Genomic DNA, 26,214 nt, shown 5'->3' on the forward strand with positions numbered 1-26,214 from the left:
ATTATGAACCTCCTAATTTTCAAATTTAAAAGTTAAATTGAGTTAATTATTAATATTTCCCAATCCCTAATTATTATTTTCATAACCTATTATGATGAATACTTTGTAAAGTTTAAACAATTAATTTCTCTTTGTCTATATATATAAATAATATTATTATAAAATTTACAAATAGAAAAAACCAAAGGGCACCCTTTGGTTTTTACATTTTTTTATGTTGTTTAGAAAGCTTTTTCCACTTATCACGCTCTGCTCTGGCAAGGATTGCATCTTGTTTTCTCATAAAATACGCCAGTTCTCTTTGTAATTTTTTATAGCTTTTCAAACGATCTATCGTAATAAGTCCGTTATCAATTGCACTATGCACCGCGCATCCTGGTTCATTCTCATGCTTACAATCACGAAAACGGCATGTTGTCGCGAGTTTTTCAATATCAGAGAATGTTGTTTGAATCGCTTCGCTTCCTTCCCAAAGTTGCAATTCCCTCATGCCGGGAGTATCAATAACTAAACTACCACTCGGTAATCGGAACAATTCACGATGAGTTGTCGTATGTCTTCCTTTACTATCTTCCTCACGAATATCTCCCGTTTTTGCTACTTCAATTCCTATAAGTGCATTTAACAAAGTGGATTTCCCAACACCGGATGATCCGACTAAAGCAATTGTTTTCCCTGAAGAAACAAATTGCTGCAACGATTCAATACCAGTATGCTCTAAACTATCAACGACGAAGATTGGAACACCAATTGCCACAGCTTCCGTTTCAACAATTTTCTGTTCCATGTCCTCACATAAACTACTCTTTGTTAAAACAATTACAGGCATTGCACCGCTTTCATACGCTAAAAGTAAATAACGTTCCATTCTTCTTACATTAAAATCATGGTTAAGTGCATTCACTAAAAATAGATAATCTACATTCGCTGCTATTACTTGTTCTTCCGTTCGAGTACCAGCCTCTTGTCTAGAAAAAGAGCTTCTTCTCGGAAAAATACTATGAATGATAGCTTTCTTTTCATTCTCTATTTTCTTTATATACACCCAATCACCAACAGCTGGATAATCTCCCTTCGTTACTGCTTCATGCCGAAACTTCCCAGACAGTTCTGCCATATATTCACCATCGTTACAAATAATGCGATATATATGCTTATGCTCAAGTAAAATACGACCTACTTCAAATTTCTCTACAGCTTGTTCCTCAAAAAAAGAATCCCAGCCATACGATTCTAAAATATTTTGATTCAAATTGATATCCTCCCTAGTTTTAGCTAAGTGGAAGGATAGTGCGCTCACTTATATCGTTTCGCCCTTTCCATCCACCTTTGTATTTGGTTTATTATTCATATAAGTTATTTTCGCCATAACACATCACCCCGTTCTTATTTTAATTACTCTCATTATATGGAATTCTCCTATAAAAAGCTACATCATTTAACGTAATTTTCAAATAACTTGTTTTTGAGCATTCTAATTTGTCCTCGGTGACTAATTTCATCTTCTAGCACATGAAACCAAAGATAGTGCTGGTTATATACTACACCGTTAGGCCACTTTCTTTCTGACATGAGCCACTTATCACCTTGTTCACTTAAATACTTCAGAGATTCTTCTCGAACACTTTGTAGAAGTTTTACATAATACTGTATTTCATGACCACGGATCGCTCTATCCGCTTCCCCTAAATACAGTGCATCTTCCCATATTTCTAATTCTTCTTTTGTAAAGTCACGATCTTGAAATGAAATAAGCTGATGAACTTTTTCAATAGCTGCTATATGTTTTAATAAGGCACCAATTGAATTCCCGCTACTCTGCATAATTAAATCTAATTGCTCAACTGATAAATTTCTTACTTCGCCTAATGTTACAGCTCTCGTATGTTCAAGCATGCTTACTAATTCCCCTATTTTTTTTTGTATAACCATCTACACTTCTTATTCGATAATCTATATTCATATCACGCACCCCTTTCTGCATTCATATTATTGTAAAAATGATTCATATAATAGACTGAAATATATCTGAATTTTCCGTTATAATTAAATTGAATACAAAATATACCCAAACAAACTTTCTCAATATGCTTATATGAAATATTAAAAGGAATCAATATAAAATAATCGAATCTTATTCACTAAAAGGAGTGGATTCGATGGAAATGTATCAATGGCTAACCGCTGTTCTCGTTGGTGGCATTACTGGCTTCGTTTCCCATCTAATCAATAACCAAGGTAAGTTATTGCTTCCACGCCGTTTGAAAACATTTTTTCATTTTGGATTTTTAACTGATATTTTTACGGGTAGCCTAGCCGCACTTCTCGGACTCGTTTTATTCGATGTCACCGCAATAAAAGAAATTATAAAAGTATCCATTGTAACTGCTATTTCCGGTCAAACTTTCTTACTACATCAAGCTCTTGGTGGCGAACAGGCTAAAAATACGCAAATTGGGAAAGCTGATGAGAAGATTCAAGAAATTGACAAATTATTGCGACGTTAGTGTATACTTTCTTTTAAAATTATTGTTATAATGAGAAATAAATATTTTCTATTGCGTCGTTTGTCAGGAGAAAGGGTGTTTCGTATGACAAAAAAGAAAATAGAAGATTTCTTAACAAACTCCGAAAAAGAGGAACTGCTAGAAAACTATAAATGTTTACGAGAAGCCCGCACAAAAAGCGAAGCTAACTATTTTGGTGAAGCAGTGAACCATCTATTAAATAAAGCAAAACAACGAATTATTAAAGATGCAGGTATACATGATGAAAATGCAGCAACTGTTCAATCAAAAAGAAAAGCACTGTTTTAGTTACATTAGCTAAAACAGTGCTTTTTGTTACAATATTTTTCACATTACTTTCACATCTATTTCACAAATATAAGTACTTCTATATGTTAAACTAGGTATATCCTTTTCCGAGGAGCTATATGCCGATATATAAATCCCTATCACCATAGGGATTTTTTATTTTCCCATAATTTTATTACAATTCTTTTTCAATAATATAGCTGAACAACGAATTATTAAAGATGCAGGTATACATAATGAAAATGCAGCAACTATGCAATCAAAAAGAAAAGTACCTTTTAGACTTAACCCAAAAAGTGCTTTTTGATTTACTAAAACTTTATGATGCAATTCCTTTTTCATTATCTTTATTAATGTTTTCACTTTTTCTAAACAGAAATAAAGCTAAAACATATAATAACGCAGTAAAGCTACCTACTAATATAAAATTATGAGATGTTGCAAATAACATTCCTGCTATTGCCGCACCAATCATTTGGCCAATATACATCGAGGCATTTGCAAGAGCAGCACCTGTTCCTCTTGCTATAGTAGACATGTTTTGTAAGTGTCCCATCATTAATACAAACAAAATTCCTGTCACAAAAAATAAAACAAAGAAAAATAATTCAACAAATATAATACTCTTTAAATAAGGGAGTATTATATATAACACTGCTGTAAATACAATTCCACCATAGAAAGAAAAATTGTAACCAATTTTATTTACGAGTCTAGGGCCCAAAATATTACCAGCTAAATTTCCTAATCCTAGTACAAGCATAGCCGTACCTACTTCATGAACCTGTAACCCAAATTGAACGAAAAGCCATACACCAAAGAATGAAAATGCAGCAAAATTTCCGGTTTGAAAAATAAAGTAGGCAAAATAGGAAAGTGAAACCTTTGAATCTGTAAGTAATTGTTTATAACGCTTTAAGATAGATTTTTTATTTCCACTTATATAAACCGGTTGTATTTCTGGTAATACAACATAAATAAGAATGACAAGTAGTGCTGATAATATACCAATGAAGTAGAATGGCATCGTATAATGTATCGTTGCTAAATAAGCTCCCATTGGCAGCCCTAAAATTTGAGAGATTGATAACCCTGCTGTTGCAACCCCAATTGCTTTCACAATTTGCTTTTTCTCTATAAGGAGCGGAATGGATGCCCACACTTGTGGAGATACAAAAGCTGCACTTACACCTGCTAAAAATCTAAATGTTAGCATCCATAAAAAACTCGGTGCAATTCCACACAAAAACGTACTTATTGCAAAAAAACTCATACCTAGTACCATCACTTTTTTTCTGTTTAATCCATCTGATATAGGACCAGCAATAAGCGCAAATCCAGCATACCCTAAAGCATACGAACTCACCATCCATCCTGACAACTCGGTTGAAACATGATACACCTGTTGTAATGTCGGCAACAGTGGTGAAATTAAGAAAGTATCTGTACCGATCATAAACATTATCGTGAAAAATACAGCTAGTACTCTATTCATTTAGACCTTCTCCTTATATAAACAGAGGGTACTATCCCTCTGCTTCACTAATCTTCTAAAATAGATTGGATTTCTTTCATGACTCTTTTATTCAATGCAACGTCTACCGCTTTCACACTTTCTCTTATTTGCTCTGCCCGCTTTCCACCAGGTATAACTGTATCAATTCCTTCTTTATTTAATAACCATGCTAACGCTAAATGAGACACTTCAATATCATTTTCTTTAGCTAGCCCTTTTAACTTTTCCACTTTCTTAAAATTACTCTTATATGTATTTTCTTCAAATAGATTTACATTTTGGCGCCAATCGACTTCGTTCAATTTAAAATCTTCTGTATATTTTCCGCCTAATATTCCAAAAGCAAGAGGCCCATATGGAATAAATGAAATACCCGCTTCTATACAATACGGCAACAGTTCTTCCTCAGCCGTACGTTCTAACATATTGTACGGAGATTGTACAACATCTATATGACCATGTTGGTTCGCTTCTTTTAATTGTTCTATGTTTACGTTCGATATTCCAATTGAACGAATTTTCCCTTCTTCTTTTAAACGAGTAAGCTCTCCGATTGAATCTATGTAACTTGTTTCAGAATTTGTAAAATGCAAATAATATAAATCAATATAATCAGTCTGTAACCTTCTTAAGCTATTCTCCACAGCATTTCTTAAATAACTTGGTTCATTGTTAATATAAGTTTCTCCATTTAATAACGGTTGAATTCCACCTTTTGTAGCAAGTATAAGCTTATGGCGTTTTCCCTTTAATACTTCTCCTACCATTTCCTCAGATCTACCGACACCATATGAATCTGCTGTATCAAAAAATGTAATCCCTTGCTGAATAGCTTCTTCTACTAATTGCTTTCCTTCTTCTTCATTCACATCAGCATATAAATTATGTCCCCCTACTGCATTTGTACCTAAACCCAACTTTGAAATATTTAATCCTGCCTTTTGCAATTTTGTATACTTCATTTTTTCTCCCCCTATATTTCTATTGTTCGAATATATTCGAACAATAGAAATATACCACTTTATATGTTATAGTGCAAATATCTCAACTTATACAAGCAGGTGAAATATGCGTACACTCTATCATCCAAATCGAGAAGAAATTCAATTTTCTTCTGTCTTATATGCACTTAGCGATCAAATTCGTTTACAAATTGTAAATATGTTACTAGAGAAAAACGAACAATCTTGTGGCGCTTTAAACATTCCTATTGCGAAATCAACTTTATCTCACCATTTCAAAGTTTTACGTGAGTCAGGTGTTATGTACACGCGCCTTGAAGGAACACAACGTTTCATTTCAATTCGTGAAGAAGATTTAAATGCTAGATTCCCAGGTTTGTTACAAGTTGTATTACATGCGACAGAGCCATATTAAAAAACATCTCATAGGAATATGTGATATTTTGCCATATTAAAAAACATCTCATATGAATATGAGATGTTTTTTAATATGGCTATTCTTTTAATAAATCTATTAATCCATTTCCTTCAGATGTACGTTCGTACCCTAAAGGTACAGTTCTTTTAATGAGTTGTGCATATATTTCCGGCTCCGATAACTTTCGACCATATTCTTTCTCACACTGTTTAATGAGCAAGGCGAGCGCTCCAGCAACATGCGGCGTCGCCATGGAAGTTCCACTTAACACAGCATATTTCCCATCTGGATACGTAGATAATATTTCATCACCTGGCGCTACTAGATCAATTTCTTGATTTGAATTACTAAAACATGTAATCTTCCGCTCTAAATTAACAGCACCAACTTCAATTACCTCAGAATAAGCACCTGGGAAATCTAATTCCTCTGTTTCATCATCGCAATCTCCATTATTTCCAGCAGCACATACAACGAGAACATCCTGATTTACCGCATTTTGAATTGCTTCATGTAATTCTGGAACATCTTGCGGACCACCAAGTGACATTGAAATAATTCTCACTTTCTCTTGATTCGGCCCTCTCCAATTTACAGCATAATGAATTGCCTCAATAATTTGCTCATAACTTCCAGAACCATCTCCCGCTAAAACTTTTAATACTAACATTTTAGCAAGTGGTGCAACTCCTAATACACCGACACCATTTTCAGTCGCGGCAATCGTGCCCGCTACATGAGTACCATGTCCGTTATTATCAAGATACACATTTGGATCAGCTTCATAATCTTTTGTGAAATTTCTTCCGCCGATAATACGATCCTTTAAATCTATATGATTGGTATCACACCCTGTATCTAATACGGCAACGACTACATCTTGCCCCTTCACACTCTTTTCCCATACTTGTGGAGCGTGAATCAGTTGTACACCTGGTGGAATTTCATTTACTTGCTCTACCACCTTATTTACGGTAAACGGAATCAATTGTATACCTTTTTGCTTATTCACTGTACTACTCATCGTAATCCCTCCTGAAAATGTATTATTTTCATTTCAGACCACTTTTGAATACTTGTAAATGTAACATTCGTTTTATTCTTTTTGTTTTCCTTCTTTTCAAATATTTCTCAACATCATTAACTAACTCTATACTACTTTTTTATTTCCCCTATGATTTGTAGGAAGTAACAGCCCGTGTCGTTCAACTAATAACCAAAATAAGAGGACCAATTAATGGTCCTCTTACAGTCTTTTAAAAAAATGATATGTAATTTGAAAAATAATATAAATTAAGACTAAACCTCACTCTTGTTTAAAAACTTTTCTATTTCTTTTACTAAATATTCCGCTCCCTCTATCCCAACAGTAATATTTCCATTTGCTAATGATATGTTCTGTTCTGAAACATCACCTGTGATTTGGCAAGCATTGTAAGGTTGATATTTTTGCAAAATGATTTTATCTGCTTCTACAAAAATTTCAAGCGGTGATTTGATTTGTATTCCCAATACATCGCGTAATTCTTTAGGGATAACAATTCGTCCTAATTCGTCTACTTTTCGAATAACTCCTGTTGCTTTCATAGTTCTCCCCCCTTACTCTCTATTAATTTTTCCACCTCGCTTTTTCCATTTTATCACTTTTTGACAATACTTGCCTCTTTTTAGAAAATTTTGTACTCGAGTTAAAAAAACACATTTAATGCATACGTAATCTCTCTTTCAATTGTTTTACATAACGGGATCTTATAAGTAAGAAGTATACAACTTGAATACCTATGAAAATACTTAATACAACTGTATTTTCTTTAAACAATGAGTACTCAAACATTTGCCCTAACGCCGTTAAGGCTACTGCCCCATGTAATGTTGCAACACCAATTGGAACGAAGAATAAAAGCGCCAATCGAATTGTAACTACCTTCGATAATTCCCCACTCGTCAATCCAACTTTTCGAATCATTTCGAACAAGCGAACATCATCCTCCAAATCGGAGAATAAACGGAAGTAAAGGAAACTTCCTGCGCAAACGAAAAATACTATACCAATAAAGAAACCTACAAATAAAATCGGTCCTGCAATTTGTAAACTTTGGTTTTGTTCGTACTCTTCCGCACTAAACGTTGAATGTTCTTGATGCGGTTTAATTTGATGCGTAAGCTCTTTACCAATTTCAATCTCATCTTTCATTCTTTCAGTTTTATACATATAATCTTTTGTCTCTATAAATCCATCTTGTAATGAATCATATTGATTATTAGAGATTACATAAACATTTCCTCTTAATATTTTCCCCAATGAAGATGAAGTAACTTTTTTCACCTTTAAATGTTCATTCATATTGGGTAAAGTAATTTCTTTTCTTTCTTTCATCGCCGGCCCTGGTATATTAGCTGACAAAAATACAACCTCTTTATTTGCTACAGTATTAAATGGTTCTCCTGTTAACTTTGCATATTCCTTATAGTCTGATTCTTTTATAAAAGTGGCGCTTCTTAACGACTGTTCCTCCGTTTTCTTTGTCGAAATATTAGTTTTTGAAGCTGCTATATTATGTTTCTTTAATCCTTTGTCAATCATTTGTATATGTTGTGATTCGTTACTATTCCCTTGCTTAGAATGGTAATGAAACGCAATTGGTCTCTCCATTATCCCTTTCGTCATGGATGCGAAGCCAACTAATGTCCCTATTGCTGAAAATGCTACAGTAGAAATAATGGTTACAATAAAGAACATTCTTGCGTTATCTCTCATGCGATACGCTAAATCTGATAACGTAATAATATTAGTCTGTGTCCAATAGAAACGTTTACTTTTTTTACATAATCGAATAATAAAGACACTCAGCTGCTTGTACAACAAATACGTCCCAATAGTAACTACCGTTGTAACAGGAATCATCATAATAAATACCATTGCGCCATGCGATAGAAGAGCTCCTACATAGCCAGCACTAAGCAACACTACTGCTAATATTGAAGAAATGATTGATGCTTTCGGTTCCGGTTTTGCCTCTGCTGATCCTCTAAACAACTTCATAATTTTATTTTTACGAATCATTCCTGCACTAAACAATGATATGATCATAAATAATATGAAAAACATAATACTCGTTACAACAATTGCTTTCATCGGTATGTAATAGGATAAGGAGATATCTAGTTTTAATATCATCGGGGCGGCAAATATTAATACCCCTGAAAATAACATACCTGAAAGAATACCAAAAATAATTGCCCCTATTCCAATCATAATATTTTCAAAAAAGATAAGACGCTTTAATTGATATTTCGTCATACCTAGCATCATTAAAATTCCTAGCTCACGCTTTCTCGTTTTTAAAAACATTCCCATCGAATATAAAATAAAGAAGAATGTAAATAAGTAAATAATAGACTGTGCAAAAGACATACTTACGAATACGTACTGCCCCAATTCTCCTGCACTTAATGCCGGATGAAACGCAAAAAATGAATACACAAAAAAGGCCATAATTGCAAATGCACTACTTAAAAAATAGGCTGAGTATGTCCGTCTATTTCGCGTTACATTCCGATATGCGAGTTCTCTAATGTTCATATTACTTCTCCGCCCTTCTTTCTACTAACTATGTTTTTATATTAGTAAAGTACGGAAATACCTTCCATCGATTCAAATGACAAAAACCTTACAGTTTTGAAAGGTTTAAAAAAATTGATTATGCGTAGTACTTTATTTATAATGACTACATTCATATTCATACACACATCCTATTGTATATTCGTTAGTTTTGCGAAATAATAAAGGATAGAAGTATGTACCAATATAATACATAATTTTTTTACCGCTTTAATATGAATAGGAGGAAAACATAATGACATTACAAGAACAGATTATGAAAGCATTACATGTTCAGCCTGTAATTGATCCAAAAGTTGAAATTCGTAAACGAGTTGATTTCTTAAAAGATTATGTAAAAAAAACAGGTGCAAAAGGATTTGTACTTGGGATTAGCGGCGGCCAAGACTCTACATTAGCAGGACGCTTAGCACAACTTGCAGTTGAAGAAATTCGTAACGAAGGTGGTAACGCAACGTTTATCGCTGTACGTCTTCCTTATAAAGTACAAAAGGATGAAGATGACGCACAATTAGCGTTACAATTTATTCAAGCTGATCAATCAACTGCATTTGATATCGCTTCAACCGTTGATGCTTTTTCAAATCAATACGAGAACTTATTAGGTGAATCATTAACTGATTTCAATAAAGGTAACGTGAAAGCTCGTATCCGTATGGTTACACAATATGCAATTGGTGGACAAAAAGGGCTACTTGTTATCGGAACAGATCACGCTGCAGAAGCTGTAACAGGGTTCTTTACAAAATTCGGAGATGGTGGTGCAGATTTATTACCATTAACGGGATTAACGAAGCGCCAGGGACGTGCATTATTACAAGAGTTAGGTGCAGACGAGCGACTGTACTTAAAAATGCCAACAGCTGATTTATTAGATGAAAAACCGGGTCAAGCTGATGAAACAGAGTTAGGTATTACTTATGATCAATTAGATGATTATTTAGAAGGTAAAGCAGTTCCAGCTGACGTTGCAGAGAAAATTGAAAAACGTTACACAGTAAGTGAGCATAAAAGACAAGTACCAGCGTCAATGTTTGATGATTGGTGGAAATAGAACATAAAAAAGAAGCTAATCTTTTAGCTTCTTTTTTTATGTTAGCGATATACCCCTACTCTTTTCTCCAATAAATCTTGCAAGCAATCTTCATGTTGTTTACAAAATAACGGTGGCATGTCGTCTAACGGGAAAAACTTCAAATCTAACGTTTCATCACCATCTACTTTTTTGTCGCCTCCAACTATTGAGCATGAAAAACACATCACAATTGACTGTGCCTTATCTCCATTTGGATATGATTGAAAATATTTTGTATACACTCCAATAAGCTCATTTATTTCTACATCATACCCGGTTTCTTCTTTTATTTCTCGAATCGCAGTTTCCGCAGCCGATTCTCCTATCTCCATTGCGCCACCTGGAAATCCCCAAGCGTTAAAGTCTCCTCTTTTTTGCAATAATACTTCTCCCTCTTTATTAAATACACAACCACCGGCAAAATTTAAGAAAACATAATCATGCCCTACTTTTTCACGTAATTCTTTTATATAGTTGGCCATTCTCTTTCCCCTTTTCATACTTCTATCGCTATTTCTTATCTTTTTCAAGCAACTCAATAATTCGATCTAGCTTCTGGTTCATATTAATTACATAGTGTTTCTTTGCAGCGCTGCTTTGTAATACTCTTCTAATAAACAAAGTAAATGATATGAAAAACAAAACGATAAGTCTGATTACTAAACAAGTATATATCAATGTAAATATATTACTTTCGAACAAGTTCATTCAGCATTCACATCTTCTCCTTTTTATTTTATCACATAATTAACAATTTTTTAAATTAAACAACAAATATAAAAAGAGCATCTTTTACAGATGCTCTTTCTCATTACTTAATACGTAAATGTAATTGTCGCTAATGAATAACCGGCCATTGCACTATATGGTGCTACTTGATAAGACACACGCTTTGCACCTTTTGGCCAATTTATTTCATTTAATACTTTCTTTATATCTTGCATCGCTCCATCCATGGACTGCTTATATCGTACTTCTACTTTTTCTGGTTTGGCTGCAAACTGTTGCTGTAACTTTTTCTTAAATTCATTATAATTTTCTGCTCCGTATTCCGCAGATAAGTATTGTAAATTTGTTTCTTTTAACATTTGCTCATATACGACAGTTTTTGAGCTACCAGCTTTTATTTTATTTGTTAATTCACCAAAATAACTTGTAGTTGCTGCTGGGTATTTACTACGATCCCAGTCGTGATCTTTACTTAACTGTTCGTCAGACATATTAAAATATGAGTAAGTTACACGCCCTGCTTTATCTGGTACTGGATCATCAAATGTAGTATCTAGGTGATACCATTTGTTTTCAATGTTTACTAAATTCCACGCGTGAGCTTGTCCGTTTCCTGTGCCTGTTACAATATGATTTTGAATACCTGCCTCTTTTAACAACTCATACGTTAATAGTGTATATCCTTGGCAAACGGCAGAACGATTCGCTAATGCTTCATATGCCGTATACGCTTGATAAGACGTATCATAAGACACATGCTTAACAACGTAATCGTGAATAGCTTTTACTTTCTCATGCTCATCCATCCCTGGTTTTACAATTGATCCAACAATTGCTTTCGCCTGAGCTTTTACATATTGAGTTTGTTCTTTTGATTCACGGTATTTTACTTGCAGTGTAAACGTATAGTCCCCTGGCATTCCTTTAATAGAATATCTAGTAGACGCTACATTATATTTTACATACTCATCAGCATCTACAATTTTATTAAACTCACCATACAATTGATCCATAATATTTCTAGCATTTCTATCTTTTGTTTTATATGTGATTGTAATATTTTCTTCTCGATTATCAATCTGTTTTTTTAATTCTTTTCTGAAATCATCTAATAACTTTACATCTGATTGTGCTGTCACTGTAGTCGGATTTGTAGCTGCATAAGATACAGATGACGCTTGTAAGCCTCCCATTACTATAGTTGAACAAAGTGCGGCAGCTGTCACATACTTACTTGTCTTTCCCATCTTGTCACTCCTTATATTCTATAACTATACGAAAAAGTATCGTATAGTTTCAGAGTATACAATACTTTTTCGTATAGGTCATATGAGATTATGCATATTAACTAATTCACATAAAAAGGTTGTTCTTTTAAAAAGAACAACCTTTTTTCATTAGCAAGTTTGTAATACGCAGCATGTATTTTCAAAACGTCGATTTTTCAAATCTTCATTACTAATGCAGAAATATAGCATTCCTAGTTCTCCCCAAACCATATTACAATTTTTATGATCTGAATCAATTTGGAATAAAAGAGTCATTTGCTGCGGGTCTACTCCCATATATTCTCCTGTCTCATATAACACTTCTTCTTGTACAGAGAATGGCTCACCAAACATTTGATGGTTATCGTAGTTATCCGGAATTAGCTCTTCAAGTAATTGCAAGAAATGATCTGAATCAGCCTCATCTTCAATGAAAAGTTCTGGTAATTTGTATGTCAGTTCAAAAGTAATTGCACACTGGTTATATTTCGCTTGTATTTGATTTTCTCTTCGTAATTGCTCTACAGGAATATCATAATAAAGTACATGCCCAGCTTCTGTTAGGTTCACATTTTCTTCAAAATAATTTTCAATGCAAAAGAAATACAGCATCCCCGTTTTAGGAAGATTGTGATCCATACCAACATTTTGTATATCACTTAAGTTAAATTGCGCGATAAATTGTAGTGGATTTCCTTTATGCTTTGGATATTCAAATAAAGCTGGTAAATCTGGAAATCCCCCCATTTTCGAACTACCTATCGTAACAGTTTCCTGCTGCTTTGGCACAACTTTTATACAAGGAAATATAGTATTAATAAGTTCCTCTTTCAAGTGTGTTAGTTCATATTTATCAATTAATACTTCAATTTTTTTATTCATAAATTCTCCTTACATTTACATACTTATTTGTATCTTAGTACAAAGATTATACTTCATTCTTTACAAAATCAACAAGCCTCCAAAAAACGGGCTTATCCTTCGTACGCGAACAAGTTTAAATAAGCATACTATACATTGTTCCTACAAACACGATAATTCTTTAGTTCTTCCAGTACATTTTCCCCTCGTTCATTTTTAAATATAAGGAGGAATTCCACATGGGTTACGGATATAGTTGCTGTGGTTACGGATACGGTGGTGGCGGCGGTTGTGGTTACGGAGGTTTCGCTTTATTAATCGTTTTATTTATCCTTCTAATCATCATCGGAGCTAGTTGTTGGGGCGGCTTTGTAGGCTGCTAGTAAACTTAAAAACTATTGCAAAAAAAGCACGTACAATACGTGCTTTTTTGCCATTTCCAAATCTTTTATTCGAAAGGAAGTATGTTTAATGAAGATTGATGGTGTTTTTGAAGGAGGCGGTGTGCGCGGTATTGCGCATGTTGGGGCAATTTGCGCGTTAGCCGAAAAAGGTTATGAATGGGAACGTGTAGCTGGTACATCGGCTGGTTCGATTATTGCAGCGCTCCTAGCGGCAGGATATTCTTGTTCAGAGTTAAAAACGATTATAACTGATATTGATTATAATAAATTTATGAAAAGAACTTTTATTGATAGAATTCCTTTTATCGGTAAGGGACTAAGTGCATGGACTACTCTAGGTATATACTCTAATGTATTTATAGAAGAATGGATTGAAGAATTACTTCGGAAAAAAGGTGTTCATTTATTTACTGATTTACCAGATCTAAACAAACTCAAAATCATCGCCTCTGATATTAGTAATGGTAAAATGGTTGTCTTTCCTGACGACTTACCAAACTACGGATTTTTAAATTATCGCTTCTCTATTGCTAAAGCGGTAAGAATGAGTAGTACAATCCCCTTCTTCTTTGAACCCGTAAAATGGAGAACTCCAAAATGGAAGCAGCCTTGTTATATGGTTGATGGAGGAATTCTAAGTAATTATCCAATTTGGATCTTCGATTCACCTACCGCTCCTCGCTGGCCGACTTTCGGATTTCATTTTGTAAAGGATGAAATTCAAGCTGACCCTGCTCGCTATAACGAGCCTATTTCCATGTTCAAAGGACTATTTAAAACAATGATGCAAGCCCATGATTTACGTCATTTAGATAAGGAATCAAAAGCAAGAACCATTACAATTCCAACAGGAACGATTACAAGTACTAATTTTGAACTGACAAAGGAAGAAAAAGAATGGCTTTACAATTCTGGTTATAACTCTGCTAATAAATTTTTACAAGCTTGGAACTTTAGGCAATATATTGATGAATATAGAAAAGGGAATCAAGACCGAAAGACAAATCGATTTTTCCGTCAACTTGACTCATAATATTATTACTTTGCATATAAATACGAGAACGTTTAACAACCTAATAGTAAATAAGCCTAGTAATTTCTTATATTACTAGGCTTATTTACTTCCTATATAATCTCGTACATTGTTTAAGGATACGTTAACCCTTCGGCTTCTTCTGCAGTAATAACTATGTAACGATTTCCCGTTCTTAATCCTAACAGTTCTGCTTTTTCAATCGCCTCTTGCTTCGTCTCCGCATAAGCAGCTAAGTATTTATGTCCACCAATCATTTGGCAAATTACATATTGTTTCATGACTTTCTCCTCTTACTTTTTCATTAGTTGTGCAAGTTTTTTTATACCTATTTCAATTTCTTCTAACGTTGCATATGAATATGATAGGCGCAAAAATTGATTTGCACTTCTATCATACAAAGTACCTGGGTTTAATAAAACCTTTTCTCGCAGAGCTTTATCAAATAAACTACGATATGAAATGGGTACTTTTATATGTACCCATATATAAAACCCACCTGTTGGTTCATGCCAAGTTGCTATTTCACGAAGATATTTATCTAACATTAGTAACATAAAATCTCTTCGTTTTTTCAATTCACTTCTTACAAATCGTAAATGCTCATCATATAGACCATTTGTAAACCACTCTGCTGCAATTTGCTGGGATATAGAGCTTGAACCATAATCTGTTTGCATTTTTATGTCTGACAATCTTTGAATTACTGGCTCGGGTCCAACAATCCATCCAATTCTTAAACCTGGACTAATTACTTTGGACATGCTTCCAATATGTAATACGATTCCATTTTTATCATAGGCTTTTAAAGGTTTTGAACAAGGTGCATCAAACCATAAGTCTTGATACACTGCGTCCTCTATAATAGGTAATCCAATTTCATTACATACTTCCATTATTTCTTTTCGCCTCTTAGTATCCATACTAAAATTCGTCGGATTATGAAAAGACGGAATTGTATATAAAATAGAGGCATTAAATTGCTTCTTATATTTCTCAATAAATAATGGATGTAAGCCACTCTCATCCATTGGGATTCCAATTAAACGTATTCCTGCTGATTGAAAAACATTAAGTGAATATAAATAAGATGGTTTCTCTAATAAGATTGATGCCCCTTTCGAAAGAAGCCCCATAGAAATAAGTTGCAGCGCTTGAATTGCTCCCGAAACAATTAATATAGAGTCAGGAGATACATATACACCATGCCCCTTTAAGTATTCGGAAATCTTTTCCCTTAAATAAAGATTTCCTTTCGGCTCTTCATACCCAAGCGTCACATTTGACTTTAAAAGCTTATTCATAATTTCTTTCATCTTTGTCTCAGGTAAGAGACTCGGCGCGAGCTCACCTGTTCCTAACCGAATTACATGTGGATAAAATTCAGCTTGATTAATCTCTTGAATAGCTGGGAGATTCGGATAATGAACTCCTGTTTCTACATAAGACTGCCAATTAGGCGGGGGTGCGTAAGTTGAAGCATTCTCATTATTATTTACAACAATTGTTCCTTTCCTGCCATTCCCTTCAATATATCCCTTCGCAACTAGTTCATCGAAAGCCATTACAATTGTGCTTCGATTCACACCAAATGTATGGGCCAAATCTCTTTGTGAAGGTAATTTTGTTCCAACGGTCCATTCTCCATTAACGATCCTTTCTTTTATATACGTTTCTATTTGTTTATACAGCGGCGTCGCTAGAGACATATTCGGTTTCCAAACGAATCTTTCCATCATATCACCTTATATTCTTTTTGGTTGGTAACCTCCCCAACCATATGGATGGATACAAATTTTCATTTCTTCTATACAATATACACTATCATAATGAATTAAAATAGGAGGTAATATGATGAGTGAAGCAATTATTCATGGTATCATTCTTGCATTTGGACTTATCATTCCATTAGGTGTACAAAATGTTTTTGTCTTTAACCAAGGTGCAAGCCAACCAAACATTTGGAGGGCAGCCCCTGTAGTATTAACTGCCTCTATATGTGATACGTTACTCATATTGATTGCGGTGCAAGGTGTCTCCCTTGTACTCCTTACTTTTTCTTGGCTAACTAACTCGTTATATATAATTGGATTTTTCTTTCTCCTATATATGGGCTTTGTTATTTGGAGAAGTAACCCTTCCAACGATGTAAAACAAGAAAAAAGTATGCCCTTAAAAAAGCAAATCCTTTTCGCAGCATCAGTCTCATTATTAAATCCACATGCAATTTTAGACACAATCGGTGTAATTGGAACAAATTCTATTCAATACATAGGAAGTGAAAAATGGGCTTTCACACTTGCAACTATTATCGTTTCTTGGATTTGGTTTATAAGCTTAGCTTTAGCGGGGAAATTTCTAAAAAGACTAGACTCAACCGGAAAGGCAATCTTATTATTAAATAAATTTTCTGGTCTCATCATATGGGGTGTCGCGCTTTATATGTTAAAACAAGTTATTTATTCTTAATGAACGTAAGAGAATTGCATGTTACTGAAAACATCATGCAATTCTCTTATAAATTATGAAGTAGGTTCCGGTTTCTGTTTTACCGTCTTTTCATCTTTTGCTGGTTTAATCCAAATGATTGCTATAACAGCACCAATGGCAGCAAAAATACTTGTCAAATAAAACACTTCATGGTCCGCCCCTTTCATAAAAAAAGAATATAAAGGTGGTCCAGCTGCTACACCGATAAATCGCATTGAACTATAAAATGACGTAACCGTTCCCCTTTGCTCCTTTTCAATTCCTTGTGTAATGAGGGCATCTAAACATGGGAGTGCCATACCAATTCCTATCCCCATAATAACAAGACAAAGAAGTAGTAAATAAATCCCTTTTATAAATAAAGGAATGATGACTGATGCAGCTGCCATTAAAAAACCAATATAAATACACTTCTTCATAACATTTTGATTATCTCCAATTTTTTTACCGGCCATATATGAACTAAGTGACAGTACAAGTAACGGGATAGCAAGCACACACCCTTTCCATATACCATGAATGTCATACTTTGATTCCAGTATAGTCGACAAATAAAAGAGAATTCCGAATAAAATAAGCATAATAATTGCACCTAATGCAAAAATGGCAATTAACCATCTTCCCTTTTCTCGAAACGTAGAGATAATAGATTGAATAAACTCTTTTAGTGGTGGTACTTCCCCTTCTTGTTTTTTTGCCTTTACTAATACCAGCAATAAAACAATTGATACGACACATAAAACTGGAATCGCCCAAAATGGTAAGAACCATACAATGGCAGCAAGAGCAGATCCTAAAATAGGGCTCAGCACTTTTCCAAATGTATTGGATGTCTCAATGATTCCCAAACCTGTACTAACTTGTTTTTCATCTTTGTATAAATCACCAACACACGGTATAACAACCGGCATTGCACCAGCAGCACCAATACCTTGAATCGCTCTACCCATTAGTATCCAAATGTAGGGATTATCAACTTTCCAAGATACCCAACCAGTTATCGCTCCTCCTATAGCCGCAATCAGCAAACTCGGAACCATTACCATCTTTCGTCCCCATCTATCTGATAAATAACCAGCAATCGGTATAAGTAAAATGGCTACGATAGAGTAAATTGTAATAATCATGGATACTTGAAACGATGAAATATGTAATTTCTTTTCAATTGTCGGCAAGATTGGAATAAGCATTGAATTCCCTAATGTCATGACAAGTGGAACTGATGCAAGCGCAATTAAACAACAGTTTTCTTTTTTTAACATGTTGATTTCGGAACCTTTCATCATATATTTCTTACCATATAATAGCCCTGCTGGAACATAATTTTCATTCCACCAGGGCTATTACATCTTTAATACTTCCCATTCACAACAAAAGAAATTGGGTAAAATATAGTATTACTTCTATTCTTTGAATTCTGTTCGCTATATATCCATACCAATTAATTGAAAAAAAAAGAAAGGAAGAATCCTTCCTTTCTCCTATAACCTTCTACATTTAGCGAGTATATCCGCCACCAAGCTGTTGTTCTGCCATCGCTACTAGGCGTTTTGTGATTTCACCGCCTACAGAACCGTTTGCACGTGAAGAAGTATCAGCTCCCAGTTGTACACCGAACTCTTGTGCAATTTCATACTTCATTTGATCTAAAGCCGCTTGTGCTCCATGTGATGCTAATTGATTAGAATTACGATTTCTAGCCATTACCAATCACCTCCTTATTTATATATAAATTGTGTAAAATTCAAATTAAAATACATGGAAATTTTTGGTTATTATTTCACGATAAAAAAAGAGCCTCTAAACGAGACTCTCACATCATTTCACATTATGAAGTTACTACTTCTAAATTTCTACTTATTAATACTTTCATTTCTTCTTTTAATATCTCCTTTGAGTTATGTCCAAACCATTCTAAGGAAGCAAAAAGATTCGTATCCCTCACTTCCTGAATAATCTCATCATAATTTACAATACCTTCAAATAACGGAACCATACCAATACGACTTCCTGCTGCAGCATATACATTATTAGGTTCAAACACATGCAAATAATTCGCTGAAGATATATTCTTAAAATGGTAATGTAATGTCCACGGCTTTAATTGATGGAAACTGTCTATTGGATCTGCGCCAGACTCCCATATATGAAGAAAATCAAGATTTATTTTTAAATTCGGATGATTTACTTCTTCTAATAGTTCTATAGTAGCAGGCAATGTGTCCGTTAGTGTATTGGGATGTGTTTCTAACAGCACATACATATTGTGCTGAGCAAACACATCACAAATCTTATGTATTCGCTTCACATACTCTTTTCTCTCTTGTTCCGAGAAGTCCTCGCTCCCTTTTTGCCCAGCAAACGTGCGAATTTTATTCGTATTAAACCAATTAGCTAGTACTACAAGTTGTTCACTTTTCTCTATCGTTTTTTCAAAATCTGCTGATAATGATATATCTAAGTAATCACTTATCATCGTAATTTCTAAGTTTTTATCCTTTAGAAAATTCAATTCTCGTTCTGTCGTTTCACGTTCTTGCATGTACAAATTTTGTGCATGCGTCCCCCATAATTCAATTCCTTCAAAACCGTTTTCATATGCAAATTGAACAATGTCAGTAAATGAAATTAATTGATGACGAAATGAAATGGTACATAGCGAATATTTCATAGCATTAAACTCCCCTATCTTAAATTCAGTTAGCTTATTAAAGAGTTACGACAGACTGATTTGTTTTCATACCTTTCCATGATAGAAACTGTCTCTCTAATTCCTTCTTAATTTGCAGTTCAATTGCATTCATTTCATCCAGTTTTTCAATAATCGATACTAGCATACCTTTATTATTCGTCATTGCCATTTTAATTGCACGATACTGTACATTTGTAAATCCTTGTACAATATCCTCTACCCGATCACACCAATAATCAAATTCTTGCTCCGAATATTGCAACGTTTCACGGAAGTATGCAAAGGCATGCTCATAACTATATTTACGAATTGCAAGTACTGGTATTTGTTTTACTGCTGCTACAAGTCCAGAAAGCGTATACCCTTCTTCCTCATTTGCCATTTTTACAATTACATTTTTTAGTTCCATAGTCAGTTCATTGTCGTTCTTTTTGAATGTTTCTGTGAAATAACTAGCTACTGTTTCTTGCGTTGGCTCCCCAATTCTTTCTATATCAATGAAATACCCTCCACCAAATGGGTTATCTTGAACAGAGTGAAGTACTTTTTCTCTTTCCATATTCCCTTCCCAACGAAAATCAGGATCTAGCATGAACCACTCTTCTTCTTTCTCTGTTTTTGATATCATTAAATAATGCGGAAACGGTTTTTGATGAAATTTATTTTCCCTCTCTGGCAATAAAGACATATCAACCATTACAATGATATAACGATTTTCCGGCTTGTTTTCTACTAATTCTAAAAACATTTCTACATTGCTATCTTTATCTTTTGCATGATCATACCATTCGTTTACTTTAATACCGTACAATTTTTCAAACCAAAGTAAATAATGATCATGGTTAATGTTTTCAGAGTGATATGAAATAATTCCGCCTTCTGTTATATCAAAATCTCCATCCCATAGTCCAAAATAAAATGGACGAAAATCAATGTCGCTACGCCTTTTTATAATTTCACAAAAACAACTCACTAAACAGTGCACTTTAATTGAAGTCATACTCTCATCCACTTTCCTAAAGGTTAGTTATTCACATTTACTTCCTGTAACGGCTGTAACTCCTCCATAAAATCAAGCAAAGATCCTACAGTAAGAAATGCTTTTGGATCTACCTCATCCTCTGGAACGCATAGCTTTAAATCCATTTCTATGTATACAATAAGCTGTAACATCATTACCGAATCTATATATAAATCTTGATTTAAGCGCATCGTTTCTTCTAAATGCGTTACATTTTTCAGTTCCATTTTTTCTATCATAATTTTTAACACGGCATTCTTTAACGCTTCCCGTCTCATGTTGTAACCTCTCCCATCTCTAGTAACTTTCTACTTACTTTTCCCGTTTTATTTTTAGGAATTTCATTTACACTTTCAATTTCATGCGGAACTTTATAAGAAGGTAAGTGCTGAATACACCATTCTCTTATTTGCACTGGATCAACATGAGAGATCACTTTCGCTTTAACTATTTCGCCCATCACAGGATGTTTCCCTCGATATACAATTGCCTCTTGAACACCTTCCAATCGAAGCATTGTTTCTTCTACCTCTATAGGAAAGACTTTTAATCCTGAAACGTTAATTACATCATCCATACGCCCCATAAAATGAATGCCACGCTCAGATTTATACCCTAAATCTTTCGTGAAAATTTCCTTATCGTTCATTTTCACGACGATTTCTTCCGGTGCATTTTCATCTGAACCTATGCTTATACTCGCATGAGGTAGAGGGTTCCCTAAATCTAAATGGCTTGTCATATCATGACATATACTAATACAACCTGCTTCAGAACAACCATATTGCTGCATCATAAATGTTGTCATTTCTTTTAGTTTATAAAATAGTGCTTCTGGCAAAGGCGATCCGGATGTCATAATTTTATGAAACCGAAACGTTCCTAATGGAAAACTCCCCATAATGTGTAACATAAGTGGCACTGCATATATGATATGTTTTTCTGTATTACGAACTATATTTAATGCGAATTTAGGATTTTTGTTCGTAATGATTACAGGCTTGCTCCCCCTCTTAATTGCTGATAACGTACCACATATTAGTCCGTATGAATGTGAAACAGGAGCCATAACGATTGGCACTTCATCTACTCCACAGTTTAAAGCTTCATTATAAGCGGTAATTTCCGTATCAACTTCTGTCCATGCTCTACGAATCAATTTCGGTTCCCCTGTAGTTCCAGAACTATATTGCAATAAAGAAGGCTCTTCTAGTAAAAAGTTCCCTACTTCTAATTTTGTAAAATCCCCATATTCTCCATATAAAATTCCTACACAATTTGCACGCTTTGCCATTTCAATAGCTGTTTCTTTTGGCGTATCTTCATGTATAAGTAATACTGATGATTTCTTTTCTTTTAAGAAAAACACAAGCGTAATAATATCGAATGGATCTTTCAGACAAAGTGCAAATCTATTTCCTTCTGCTTTTTGAAATTGTTCCATTTCCGCATAAACTTGTAATCTCAATTCAAAATCACTTTTGCTATACTCTTGTTTATTAACGATTAGCATAATTTCCCCCTGTAACAACTGATTTTTGTTTCATAAGTTGTCTTACTCTATACAATGGATTTGGAACTTCATGAACAAGCGATTCCACATCCATATATAATCGACGTTTCGTTAATTGTTCAGCATAGAATGTAGGTGCATATAATTGAATATTTTCAAATCTACCTTTCAAATGTGGATATATTCTTAAATGATTTTCAATTTCTTCAACAACCATTATCCAAAAACGTTCTTCTTTCAATCCATATTCATCCGCAAGTACGAACGCTAATTCTCCTAAATTAAACAGGAAAAGTGCATCTAATACCATCTCTTGCAAACATTCGATGCGATCCATTTCAAAGAAATCATTCATTTTTCCATTCGCATATGTTCTATGCATTTTAGTAAAGTCGGGACATTTATCAACTTCTTTCAAATATGGACGATAAAACTCAAGCCCTTCATGAAAATCCTTTAACGCAATACGAACAGGCACCCCTTCTTTATGGACTAGAATCATATTTTGTCCATGTGATTCCAGTGCGATGCCATGCTCTACAACAAGATGTATAACTGGTATTATCGCTTTTTGAATAAGTAATTGTAGCCAATCCTTCATTCCATATTTGTTCAACCATGCATCAATAATTGGTGTACCATCTTTCTCTTTAGCGTATAAACCATTAAAAGGAATTGCGTCCTCTTGTGCATCTAAATACTTGTGAACGCTTTCGCGCCAAATACATCCTAATGAACCATATATAGCTTTCTTATTCGTGTCATACGTTACACTGGAAAACTCCTTTAACAAGATTAAACGTGCTTCATCGCTTAAATAGGCGTCATTACTTACAACATCACTTAACCAATTTGATATTGCTGGTGCACTCACAACAGAATACGGTTTCAACGTACGGAGTGTTGAAGTGTTGAGTAAATTCATCGATAATTTAACGTACGGTTTCTTTGGATTCGTAATATTTCTTACCGTTCTCATTGACTGTTGTGCGCAATACTCATCCTCTGATGTTCCTAAATAAATAATAAATTTACCCTGTATATGATCCGCATAATTTGAAATGATGAAATTCTCCCACTGCCAAGGATGAACAGGTATAAACACGTACTGTTTTGGATTACATCCCCGATTACAAATTCGCTCCATAAACTCTTCTAATTTACGCTCACCAATCTCCTCTATTAAAATTTCGTCATAAATTACTTCATTCTCATACCCTACACTGGAGTATTTTTTATGCGCTGCAATCCATATGAGTTTTATTGGCTGCATAAATTCATATCCATATTGAAAATTGTCACGATATTGAAATCCAATACGAGCTTTATAACTAGGGTGATATGGATGGCCGTCTATTAAATGGCTTTCAAACTCATCGTAAGATTTTTGATTGTATTCTTTCTTATTATTTCTTTCATATTGTGCAATCGTGTCTTTAAATATTGTTTGTTCTAATTCGTGCATAAAAGAATCTAATTTGGCTTGTTCTACACTAGCAACTCGAAAAACTTCTTCTAGAAATTGCGAGACAGATTGTATTTCTTGCTGTTCATCTTGGACTCTTACTATTAATGAGTCTAAAGAAATACGTCCAAATGTCATCCGTTCCCTGCCATAGCATTTGTACGTGACACTTTTGTCTTCTTCATCAAGTCCTTGTATTATAAAAAGAATTTGTTCTTCTTTTTCTATGCGAACCGGTGTAATAATCCCCTCATAAATTAACGATTCTACTAATTGACGTAGCACTCTTCTTCGTACTGAAATGTAATCTTCTGATTCGAGCGCCTTCAATACTTTCGTATGATACATGTCCACTCTCATAAAACCCTCCACCTCATGACAAAATACCATTATTTGTATTACGTGAAATTTTAACGCTATTTATGAACGAACAGCCACTTCTCTAACGAGCGGATTATGTACTTGCACATAAATTGCTTGCTCTAATGGATTACTTAACTCATCGACATCGAAAAATCTCGTTAGTAAATTTGCTTTACACGCTAACTTATCTTCGTCCAATAATTCTCTTAAAAATGTTGAAGGTTCCCGGTTATACGGAAGGAATGATTCAAGTACAGACCTTAATTCCGAGAGAAGAATTTCCTCCTTAATTAATCCTGCTGTGCCAAAACCATTAATGAGGCCAAACATATGATTGAAAATTAAGTAGTAACGAAATCTCTCATCCACAATATAGTCGTCATATAAATTTCCAGTACGTTCTCCAATACCAGCTAATTCATTATTAAGCATCTCTTTCATTGAATTACAGAAATAAAATCCTTGATTATCACGGAAATAATATTTGACCGGATAACCATCTTTTAGCTGAACAACGCTATTTTGCTGATGAGCTTCTAATGCAACACCATACTGTAAATACATCCATACCATTGGCTTTAAAGAAATATTCATATATCTTCTAAACCACTCTAAGCTTACTTCTTCACAGCTTTTACTTTCTAAATCTGCTAGGCGATGAATAATATTCGATAACCGCGTACGCTCCCCAGGTATAGCATCTTGAACTAGCCCAGCAATTAATGTTGCGTCGTTTGCATGTTCACTATAAAAAGGGTTCTCGCGAATAATGACTTCAAATCCAGATTCTTGTGTTCCATAATTTAATGTAATATAAGCTGGATCACAAATAAAATCAAAGCCTGGAAATCTTTCTCGTACTTCACCAATAGCCGTATTTAACATTTCCTTCCCTTCAAGACCACTCTCAAGTTCTTTCAGTTTATTAATACGCATTGAATTCGTTACTTTCACCGGAAATGAAAACTTAAGCATATACTTCGAATCGGGATGATACAGCGTCCTTAGTGATGATGTTGCCATAAAATACTTACCTACAGGTCCAATATACTCAAGCAATTCTTGAACTATCCAATCCTGTACGTAAGCTTGATGCAAGAGCCATTCTGCCTGAAGCGGATGAATTGGAATTAATGCATATTGATCTTCCTTACAGTACTTCGCTATAAATTCCTTACTAACCATCTCATCATTACTTAATTCTTCTTTTATAATCGTTGTTGTAGAAGCTGATAATAATGATTTTTCATTTACTATACTTTTATGTGCCCGAAAATAATGAAGCTGACATTCTCCTTTTAATTCTGGAGAATACATTTCACTTTTCCAATCCAATATCCCCTGTCTACTCTTTGGTGTAGGATGAGTTAAATGCCCAAATAATAAAGACTGCTCCGCTTCTATAAAAGTTGTATTGAAACCGTATAATGCGGATGTATCTTCTATTCTCTCTTTTATAAATTCCTCAATATTTTGACAACTACGAATGACTCGAAGCATAAGTTCCGCAGGATTCGTTCCTTCTCCGTAGTTGATAGACATCTCTTTTATTAAAAATGTAATAACTGTAACGTAATCTGCTTTAATAACAGAATTACTATCTCCAATTTGATAATAAAATTTTTCTCCAAACAAATGGCGATCTGTTGATGATTTATATATAACTTCTCCATACAAAGTAACGTTCTGTGCCGATAGCCGACAACATAAATATGTGGGGACTGTATCTCTATTCAACGTATTACTGAAGATACTCTTCATTCTTTCATCCTCTGTAATCCATTCTCCACTCCCTGTTTCTCTTAAATAACAGTTTAAAAAGCTTTGTAATGTTGCATGTTCTGCGATTTGTTTCGCATGCTGCATGTTGGTCCTCCTCTTTATATTAAAGCTATCGAAATTTTATATAATAAACGATAATTGAATGTCGTTATCAATTATGATTCTAATTGATAATGATATTCAA

The 26,214-nt window shown here is 34.2% G+C and carries 27 protein-coding genes and 1 pseudogene; 7 read left to right on the forward strand and 21 right to left on the reverse strand.

Annotated elements, in window-relative coordinates; translation table 11 throughout:
• Positions 1 to 202: 202 nt before the first annotated feature.
• Both rsgA and DN403_RS19215 read right to left on the reverse strand, forming a co-directional pair.
• Entirely contained in the window at positions 203 to 1,252 is a 1,050-nt protein-coding gene (rsgA, locus tag DN403_RS19210) for a ribosome small subunit-dependent GTPase A (protein WP_001073084.1), read from the reverse strand.
• A gap of 182 nt (positions 1,253 to 1,434) precedes the next feature.
• Positions 1,435 to 1,963 (reverse strand): annotated as a pseudogene (locus DN403_RS19215) (DinB family protein).
• Positions 1,964 to 2,159: 196 nt separating this feature from the next.
• On the opposite strand from DN403_RS19215, the gene DN403_RS19220 reads away from it, so the two are divergent.
• Together DN403_RS19220 and DN403_RS19225 are read left to right on the forward strand one after the other, a co-directional pair.
• The gene (locus DN403_RS19220) at positions 2,160 to 2,507 is read left to right on the forward strand and encodes a DUF4257 domain-containing protein (protein ID WP_000426317.1); all 348 of its coding nucleotides are present in this window, start codon (positions 2,160 to 2,162) and stop codon (positions 2,505 to 2,507) included.
• A gap of 84 nt (positions 2,508 to 2,591) precedes the next feature.
• Positions 2,592 to 2,816, forward strand: coding sequence for a hypothetical protein (locus DN403_RS19225; RefSeq protein ID WP_000162602.1), 225 nt, complete (start codon positions 2,592 to 2,594; stop codon positions 2,814 to 2,816).
• Positions 2,817 to 3,135: 319 nt separating this feature from the next.
• Here the strand turns inward: DN403_RS19225 and DN403_RS19235 are convergent, their stop codons facing one another.
• The gene (locus tag DN403_RS19235; protein WP_001082499.1) at positions 3,136 to 4,311 is read right to left on the reverse strand and encodes an MFS transporter; all 1,176 of its coding nucleotides are present in this window, start codon (positions 4,309 to 4,311) and stop codon (positions 3,136 to 3,138) included.
• A gap of 47 nt (positions 4,312 to 4,358) precedes the next feature.
• A complete protein-coding gene (locus DN403_RS19240) occupies positions 4,359 to 5,294 on the reverse strand; it encodes an aldo/keto reductase (protein ID WP_000877950.1) in 936 nt (311 codons plus the stop codon).
• Between the two features lie 106 nt (positions 5,295 to 5,400).
• Here DN403_RS19240 and DN403_RS19245 point away from each other — a divergent pair, with 106 nt between their 5' ends.
• Positions 5,401 to 5,709, forward strand: coding sequence for an ArsR/SmtB family transcription factor (locus DN403_RS19245; protein ID WP_001259903.1), 309 nt, complete (start codon positions 5,401 to 5,403; stop codon positions 5,707 to 5,709).
• A 79-nt stretch (positions 5,710 to 5,788) separates the two neighbouring features.
• On the opposite strand, the gene DN403_RS19250 is transcribed toward DN403_RS19245, so the two are convergent.
• The 3 genes from DN403_RS19250 to DN403_RS19260 form a co-directional block, all read right to left on the reverse strand.
• Positions 5,789 to 6,736 (reverse strand): serine protease, encoded by a 948-nt coding sequence (locus DN403_RS19250; RefSeq protein ID WP_000099758.1) that lies wholly within the window; start codon positions 6,734 to 6,736, stop codon positions 5,789 to 5,791.
• Positions 6,737 to 7,011: 275 nt separating this feature from the next.
• Positions 7,012 to 7,299, reverse strand: a complete 288-nt coding sequence (locus tag DN403_RS19255) for an AbrB/MazE/SpoVT family DNA-binding domain-containing protein (protein ID WP_000648324.1) — start codon at positions 7,297 to 7,299, stop codon at positions 7,012 to 7,014.
• A gap of 115 nt (positions 7,300 to 7,414) precedes the next feature.
• On the reverse strand, positions 7,415 to 9,295 hold the full coding sequence (locus DN403_RS19260) for an ABC transporter permease (RefSeq protein WP_001025981.1): 1,881 nt from the start codon (positions 9,293 to 9,295) through the stop codon (positions 7,415 to 7,417).
• A 274-nt stretch (positions 9,296 to 9,569) separates the two neighbouring features.
• Here DN403_RS19260 and nadE point away from each other — a divergent pair, with 274 nt between their 5' ends.
• Positions 9,570 to 10,388, forward strand: coding sequence for an ammonia-dependent NAD(+) synthetase (gene nadE / locus DN403_RS19265; RefSeq protein ID WP_000174897.1), 819 nt, complete (start codon positions 9,570 to 9,572; stop codon positions 10,386 to 10,388).
• Positions 10,389 to 10,429: 41 nt separating this feature from the next.
• Here nadE and DN403_RS19270 read toward each other — a convergent pair whose 3' ends face one another.
• The 4 genes from DN403_RS19270 to DN403_RS19285 form a co-directional block, all read right to left on the reverse strand.
• Positions 10,430 to 10,891: an NUDIX hydrolase gene (locus DN403_RS19270; RefSeq protein ID WP_000024996.1), complete on the reverse strand. Its 462-nt coding sequence runs from the start codon at positions 10,889 to 10,891 to the stop codon at positions 10,430 to 10,432.
• A gap of 28 nt (positions 10,892 to 10,919) precedes the next feature.
• Entirely contained in the window at positions 10,920 to 11,117 is a 198-nt protein-coding gene (locus DN403_RS19275; protein ID WP_014894789.1) for a DUF4083 domain-containing protein, read from the reverse strand.
• 107 nt (positions 11,118 to 11,224) lie between these two features.
• Positions 11,225 to 12,385 (reverse strand): transglutaminase domain-containing protein, encoded by a 1,161-nt coding sequence (locus DN403_RS19280; RefSeq protein WP_000520849.1) that lies wholly within the window; start codon positions 12,383 to 12,385, stop codon positions 11,225 to 11,227.
• A 150-nt stretch (positions 12,386 to 12,535) separates the two neighbouring features.
• Complete coding sequence (locus DN403_RS19285) at positions 12,536 to 13,288, reverse strand: YwqG family protein (protein ID WP_001034832.1); 753 nt, start codon at positions 13,286 to 13,288, stop codon at positions 12,536 to 12,538.
• A gap of 218 nt (positions 13,289 to 13,506) precedes the next feature.
• Here DN403_RS19285 and DN403_RS19290 point away from each other — a divergent pair, with 218 nt between their 5' ends.
• Together DN403_RS19290 and DN403_RS19295 are read left to right on the forward strand one after the other, a co-directional pair.
• Positions 13,507 to 13,650 (forward strand): YjcZ family sporulation protein, encoded by a 144-nt coding sequence (locus tag DN403_RS19290; RefSeq protein WP_000540420.1) that lies wholly within the window; start codon positions 13,507 to 13,509, stop codon positions 13,648 to 13,650.
• Positions 13,651 to 13,738: 88 nt separating this feature from the next.
• Positions 13,739 to 14,704: a patatin-like phospholipase family protein gene (locus DN403_RS19295; RefSeq protein ID WP_000686798.1), complete on the forward strand. Its 966-nt coding sequence runs from the start codon at positions 13,739 to 13,741 to the stop codon at positions 14,702 to 14,704.
• 113 nt (positions 14,705 to 14,817) lie between these two features.
• Here DN403_RS19295 and DN403_RS19300 read toward each other — a convergent pair whose 3' ends face one another.
• Positions 14,818 to 14,985, reverse strand: a complete 168-nt coding sequence (locus DN403_RS19300) for a DUF3933 family protein (RefSeq protein WP_000816388.1) — start codon at positions 14,983 to 14,985, stop codon at positions 14,818 to 14,820.
• Positions 14,986 to 14,997: 12 nt separating this feature from the next.
• Positions 14,998 to 16,440, reverse strand: coding sequence for an aminotransferase-like domain-containing protein (locus tag DN403_RS19305; protein WP_002083275.1), 1,443 nt, complete (start codon positions 16,438 to 16,440; stop codon positions 14,998 to 15,000).
• A 118-nt stretch (positions 16,441 to 16,558) separates the two neighbouring features.
• Here DN403_RS19305 and DN403_RS19310 point away from each other — a divergent pair, with 118 nt between their 5' ends.
• Positions 16,559 to 17,173, forward strand: a complete 615-nt coding sequence (locus DN403_RS19310) for a LysE/ArgO family amino acid transporter (RefSeq protein WP_001287302.1) — start codon at positions 16,559 to 16,561, stop codon at positions 17,171 to 17,173.
• A 53-nt stretch (positions 17,174 to 17,226) separates the two neighbouring features.
• On the opposite strand, the gene bcbE is transcribed toward DN403_RS19310, so the two are convergent.
• The 8 genes from bcbE to DN403_RS19350 form a co-directional block, all read right to left on the reverse strand.
• Complete coding sequence (gene bcbE / locus DN403_RS19315) at positions 17,227 to 18,456, reverse strand: bacillibactin exporter BcbE (RefSeq protein WP_002083274.1); 1,230 nt, start codon at positions 18,454 to 18,456, stop codon at positions 17,227 to 17,229.
• Positions 18,457 to 18,691: 235 nt separating this feature from the next.
• The gene (locus DN403_RS19320; RefSeq protein ID WP_000113545.1) at positions 18,692 to 18,898 is read right to left on the reverse strand and encodes an alpha/beta-type small acid-soluble spore protein; all 207 of its coding nucleotides are present in this window, start codon (positions 18,896 to 18,898) and stop codon (positions 18,692 to 18,694) included.
• Between the two features lie 124 nt (positions 18,899 to 19,022).
• Positions 19,023 to 19,865 carry a sugar phosphate isomerase/epimerase family protein gene (locus DN403_RS19325; RefSeq protein WP_000877678.1) on the reverse strand — a complete coding sequence of 281 codons (843 nt, stop codon included), beginning with the start codon at positions 19,863 to 19,865 and terminating at the stop codon, positions 19,023 to 19,025.
• A gap of 37 nt (positions 19,866 to 19,902) precedes the next feature.
• Positions 19,903 to 20,886 carry a DUF6005 family protein gene (locus DN403_RS19330; RefSeq protein ID WP_000200700.1) on the reverse strand — a complete coding sequence of 328 codons (984 nt, stop codon included), beginning with the start codon at positions 20,884 to 20,886 and terminating at the stop codon, positions 19,903 to 19,905.
• A gap of 23 nt (positions 20,887 to 20,909) precedes the next feature.
• Positions 20,910 to 21,185: a petrobactin biosynthesis protein AsbD gene (gene asbD / locus DN403_RS19335; protein WP_001250559.1), complete on the reverse strand. Its 276-nt coding sequence runs from the start codon at positions 21,183 to 21,185 to the stop codon at positions 20,910 to 20,912.
• Positions 21,182 to 22,420: an AMP-binding protein gene (locus tag DN403_RS19340; protein WP_000909565.1), complete on the reverse strand. Its 1,239-nt coding sequence runs from the start codon at positions 22,418 to 22,420 to the stop codon at positions 21,182 to 21,184. Before DN403_RS19340 ends, asbD begins: the two co-directional genes overlap by 4 nt.
• The gene (locus DN403_RS19345) at positions 22,407 to 24,245 is read right to left on the reverse strand and encodes an IucA/IucC family protein (protein ID WP_001261817.1); all 1,839 of its coding nucleotides are present in this window, start codon (positions 24,243 to 24,245) and stop codon (positions 22,407 to 22,409) included. Before DN403_RS19345 ends, DN403_RS19340 begins: the two co-directional genes overlap by 14 nt.
• 60 nt (positions 24,246 to 24,305) lie before the next feature.
• Complete coding sequence (locus DN403_RS19350; RefSeq protein WP_074789653.1) at positions 24,306 to 26,114, reverse strand: IucA/IucC family protein; 1,809 nt, start codon at positions 26,112 to 26,114, stop codon at positions 24,306 to 24,308.
• Positions 26,115 to 26,214 lie beyond the last annotated feature (100 nt).

Source organism: Bacillus sp. AY2-1 (assembly GCF_008368965.1).
In the GTDB taxonomy this organism is placed as follows: Bacteria; Bacillota; Bacilli; order Bacillales; family Bacillaceae_G; genus Bacillus_A; species Bacillus_A thuringiensis_S.

Coding starts and splice junctions, on each gene's coding strand:
- DN403_RS19275 (WP_014894789.1), bottom strand. CDS start 11,117: ATGAACTTGTTCGAAAGTAATATATTTACATTGATATATACTTGTTTA.
- DN403_RS19245 (WP_001259903.1), top strand. CDS start 5,401: ATGCGTACACTCTATCATCCAAATCGAGAAGAAATTCAATTTTCTTCT.
- DN403_RS19235 (WP_001082499.1), bottom strand. CDS start 4,311: ATGAATAGAGTACTAGCTGTATTTTTCACGATAATGTTTATGATCGGT.
- DN403_RS19250 (WP_000099758.1), bottom strand. CDS start 6,736: ATGAGTAGTACAGTGAATAAGCAAAAAGGTATACAATTGATTCCGTTT.
- DN403_RS19220 (WP_000426317.1), top strand. CDS start 2,160: ATGGAAATGTATCAATGGCTAACCGCTGTTCTCGTTGGTGGCATTACT.
- DN403_RS19225 (WP_000162602.1), top strand. CDS start 2,592: ATGACAAAAAAGAAAATAGAAGATTTCTTAACAAACTCCGAAAAAGAG.
- DN403_RS19285 (WP_001034832.1), bottom strand. CDS start 13,288: ATGAATAAAAAAATTGAAGTATTAATTGATAAATATGAACTAACACAC.
- DN403_RS19325 (WP_000877678.1), bottom strand. CDS start 19,865: ATGAAATATTCGCTATGTACCATTTCATTTCGTCATCAATTAATTTCA.
- DN403_RS19260 (WP_001025981.1), bottom strand. CDS start 9,295: ATGAACATTAGAGAACTCGCATATCGGAATGTAACGCGAAATAGACGG.
- DN403_RS19340 (WP_000909565.1), bottom strand. CDS start 22,420: ATGCTAATCGTTAATAAACAAGAGTATAGCAAAAGTGATTTTGAATTG.
- nadE (WP_000174897.1), top strand. CDS start 9,570: ATGACATTACAAGAACAGATTATGAAAGCATTACATGTTCAGCCTGTA.
- DN403_RS19310 (WP_001287302.1), top strand. CDS start 16,559: ATGAGTGAAGCAATTATTCATGGTATCATTCTTGCATTTGGACTTATC.
- DN403_RS19280 (WP_000520849.1), bottom strand. CDS start 12,385: ATGGGAAAGACAAGTAAGTATGTGACAGCTGCCGCACTTTGTTCAACT.
- DN403_RS19330 (WP_000200700.1), bottom strand. CDS start 20,886: ATGACTTCAATTAAAGTGCACTGTTTAGTGAGTTGTTTTTGTGAAATT.
- bcbE (WP_002083274.1), bottom strand. CDS start 18,456: ATGTTAAAAAAAGAAAACTGTTGTTTAATTGCGCTTGCATCAGTTCCA.
- DN403_RS19240 (WP_000877950.1), bottom strand. CDS start 5,294: ATGAAGTATACAAAATTGCAAAAGGCAGGATTAAATATTTCAAAGTTG.
- DN403_RS19345 (WP_001261817.1), bottom strand. CDS start 24,245: ATGAGAGTGGACATGTATCATACGAAAGTATTGAAGGCGCTCGAATCA.
- DN403_RS19255 (WP_000648324.1), bottom strand. CDS start 7,299: ATGAAAGCAACAGGAGTTATTCGAAAAGTAGACGAATTAGGACGAATT.
- DN403_RS19305 (WP_002083275.1), bottom strand. CDS start 16,440: ATGGAAAGATTCGTTTGGAAACCGAATATGTCTCTAGCGACGCCGCTG.
- DN403_RS19295 (WP_000686798.1), top strand. CDS start 13,739: ATGAAGATTGATGGTGTTTTTGAAGGAGGCGGTGTGCGCGGTATTGCG.
- DN403_RS19290 (WP_000540420.1), top strand. CDS start 13,507: ATGGGTTACGGATATAGTTGCTGTGGTTACGGATACGGTGGTGGCGGC.
- DN403_RS19350 (WP_074789653.1), bottom strand. CDS start 26,114: ATGCAGCATGCGAAACAAATCGCAGAACATGCAACATTACAAAGCTTT.
- DN403_RS19300 (WP_000816388.1), bottom strand. CDS start 14,985: ATGAAACAATATGTAATTTGCCAAATGATTGGTGGACATAAATACTTA.
- DN403_RS19320 (WP_000113545.1), bottom strand. CDS start 18,898: ATGGCTAGAAATCGTAATTCTAATCAATTAGCATCACATGGAGCACAA.
- asbD (WP_001250559.1), bottom strand. CDS start 21,185: ATGAGACGGGAAGCGTTAAAGAATGCCGTGTTAAAAATTATGATAGAA.
- DN403_RS19270 (WP_000024996.1), bottom strand. CDS start 10,891: ATGGCCAACTATATAAAAGAATTACGTGAAAAAGTAGGGCATGATTAT.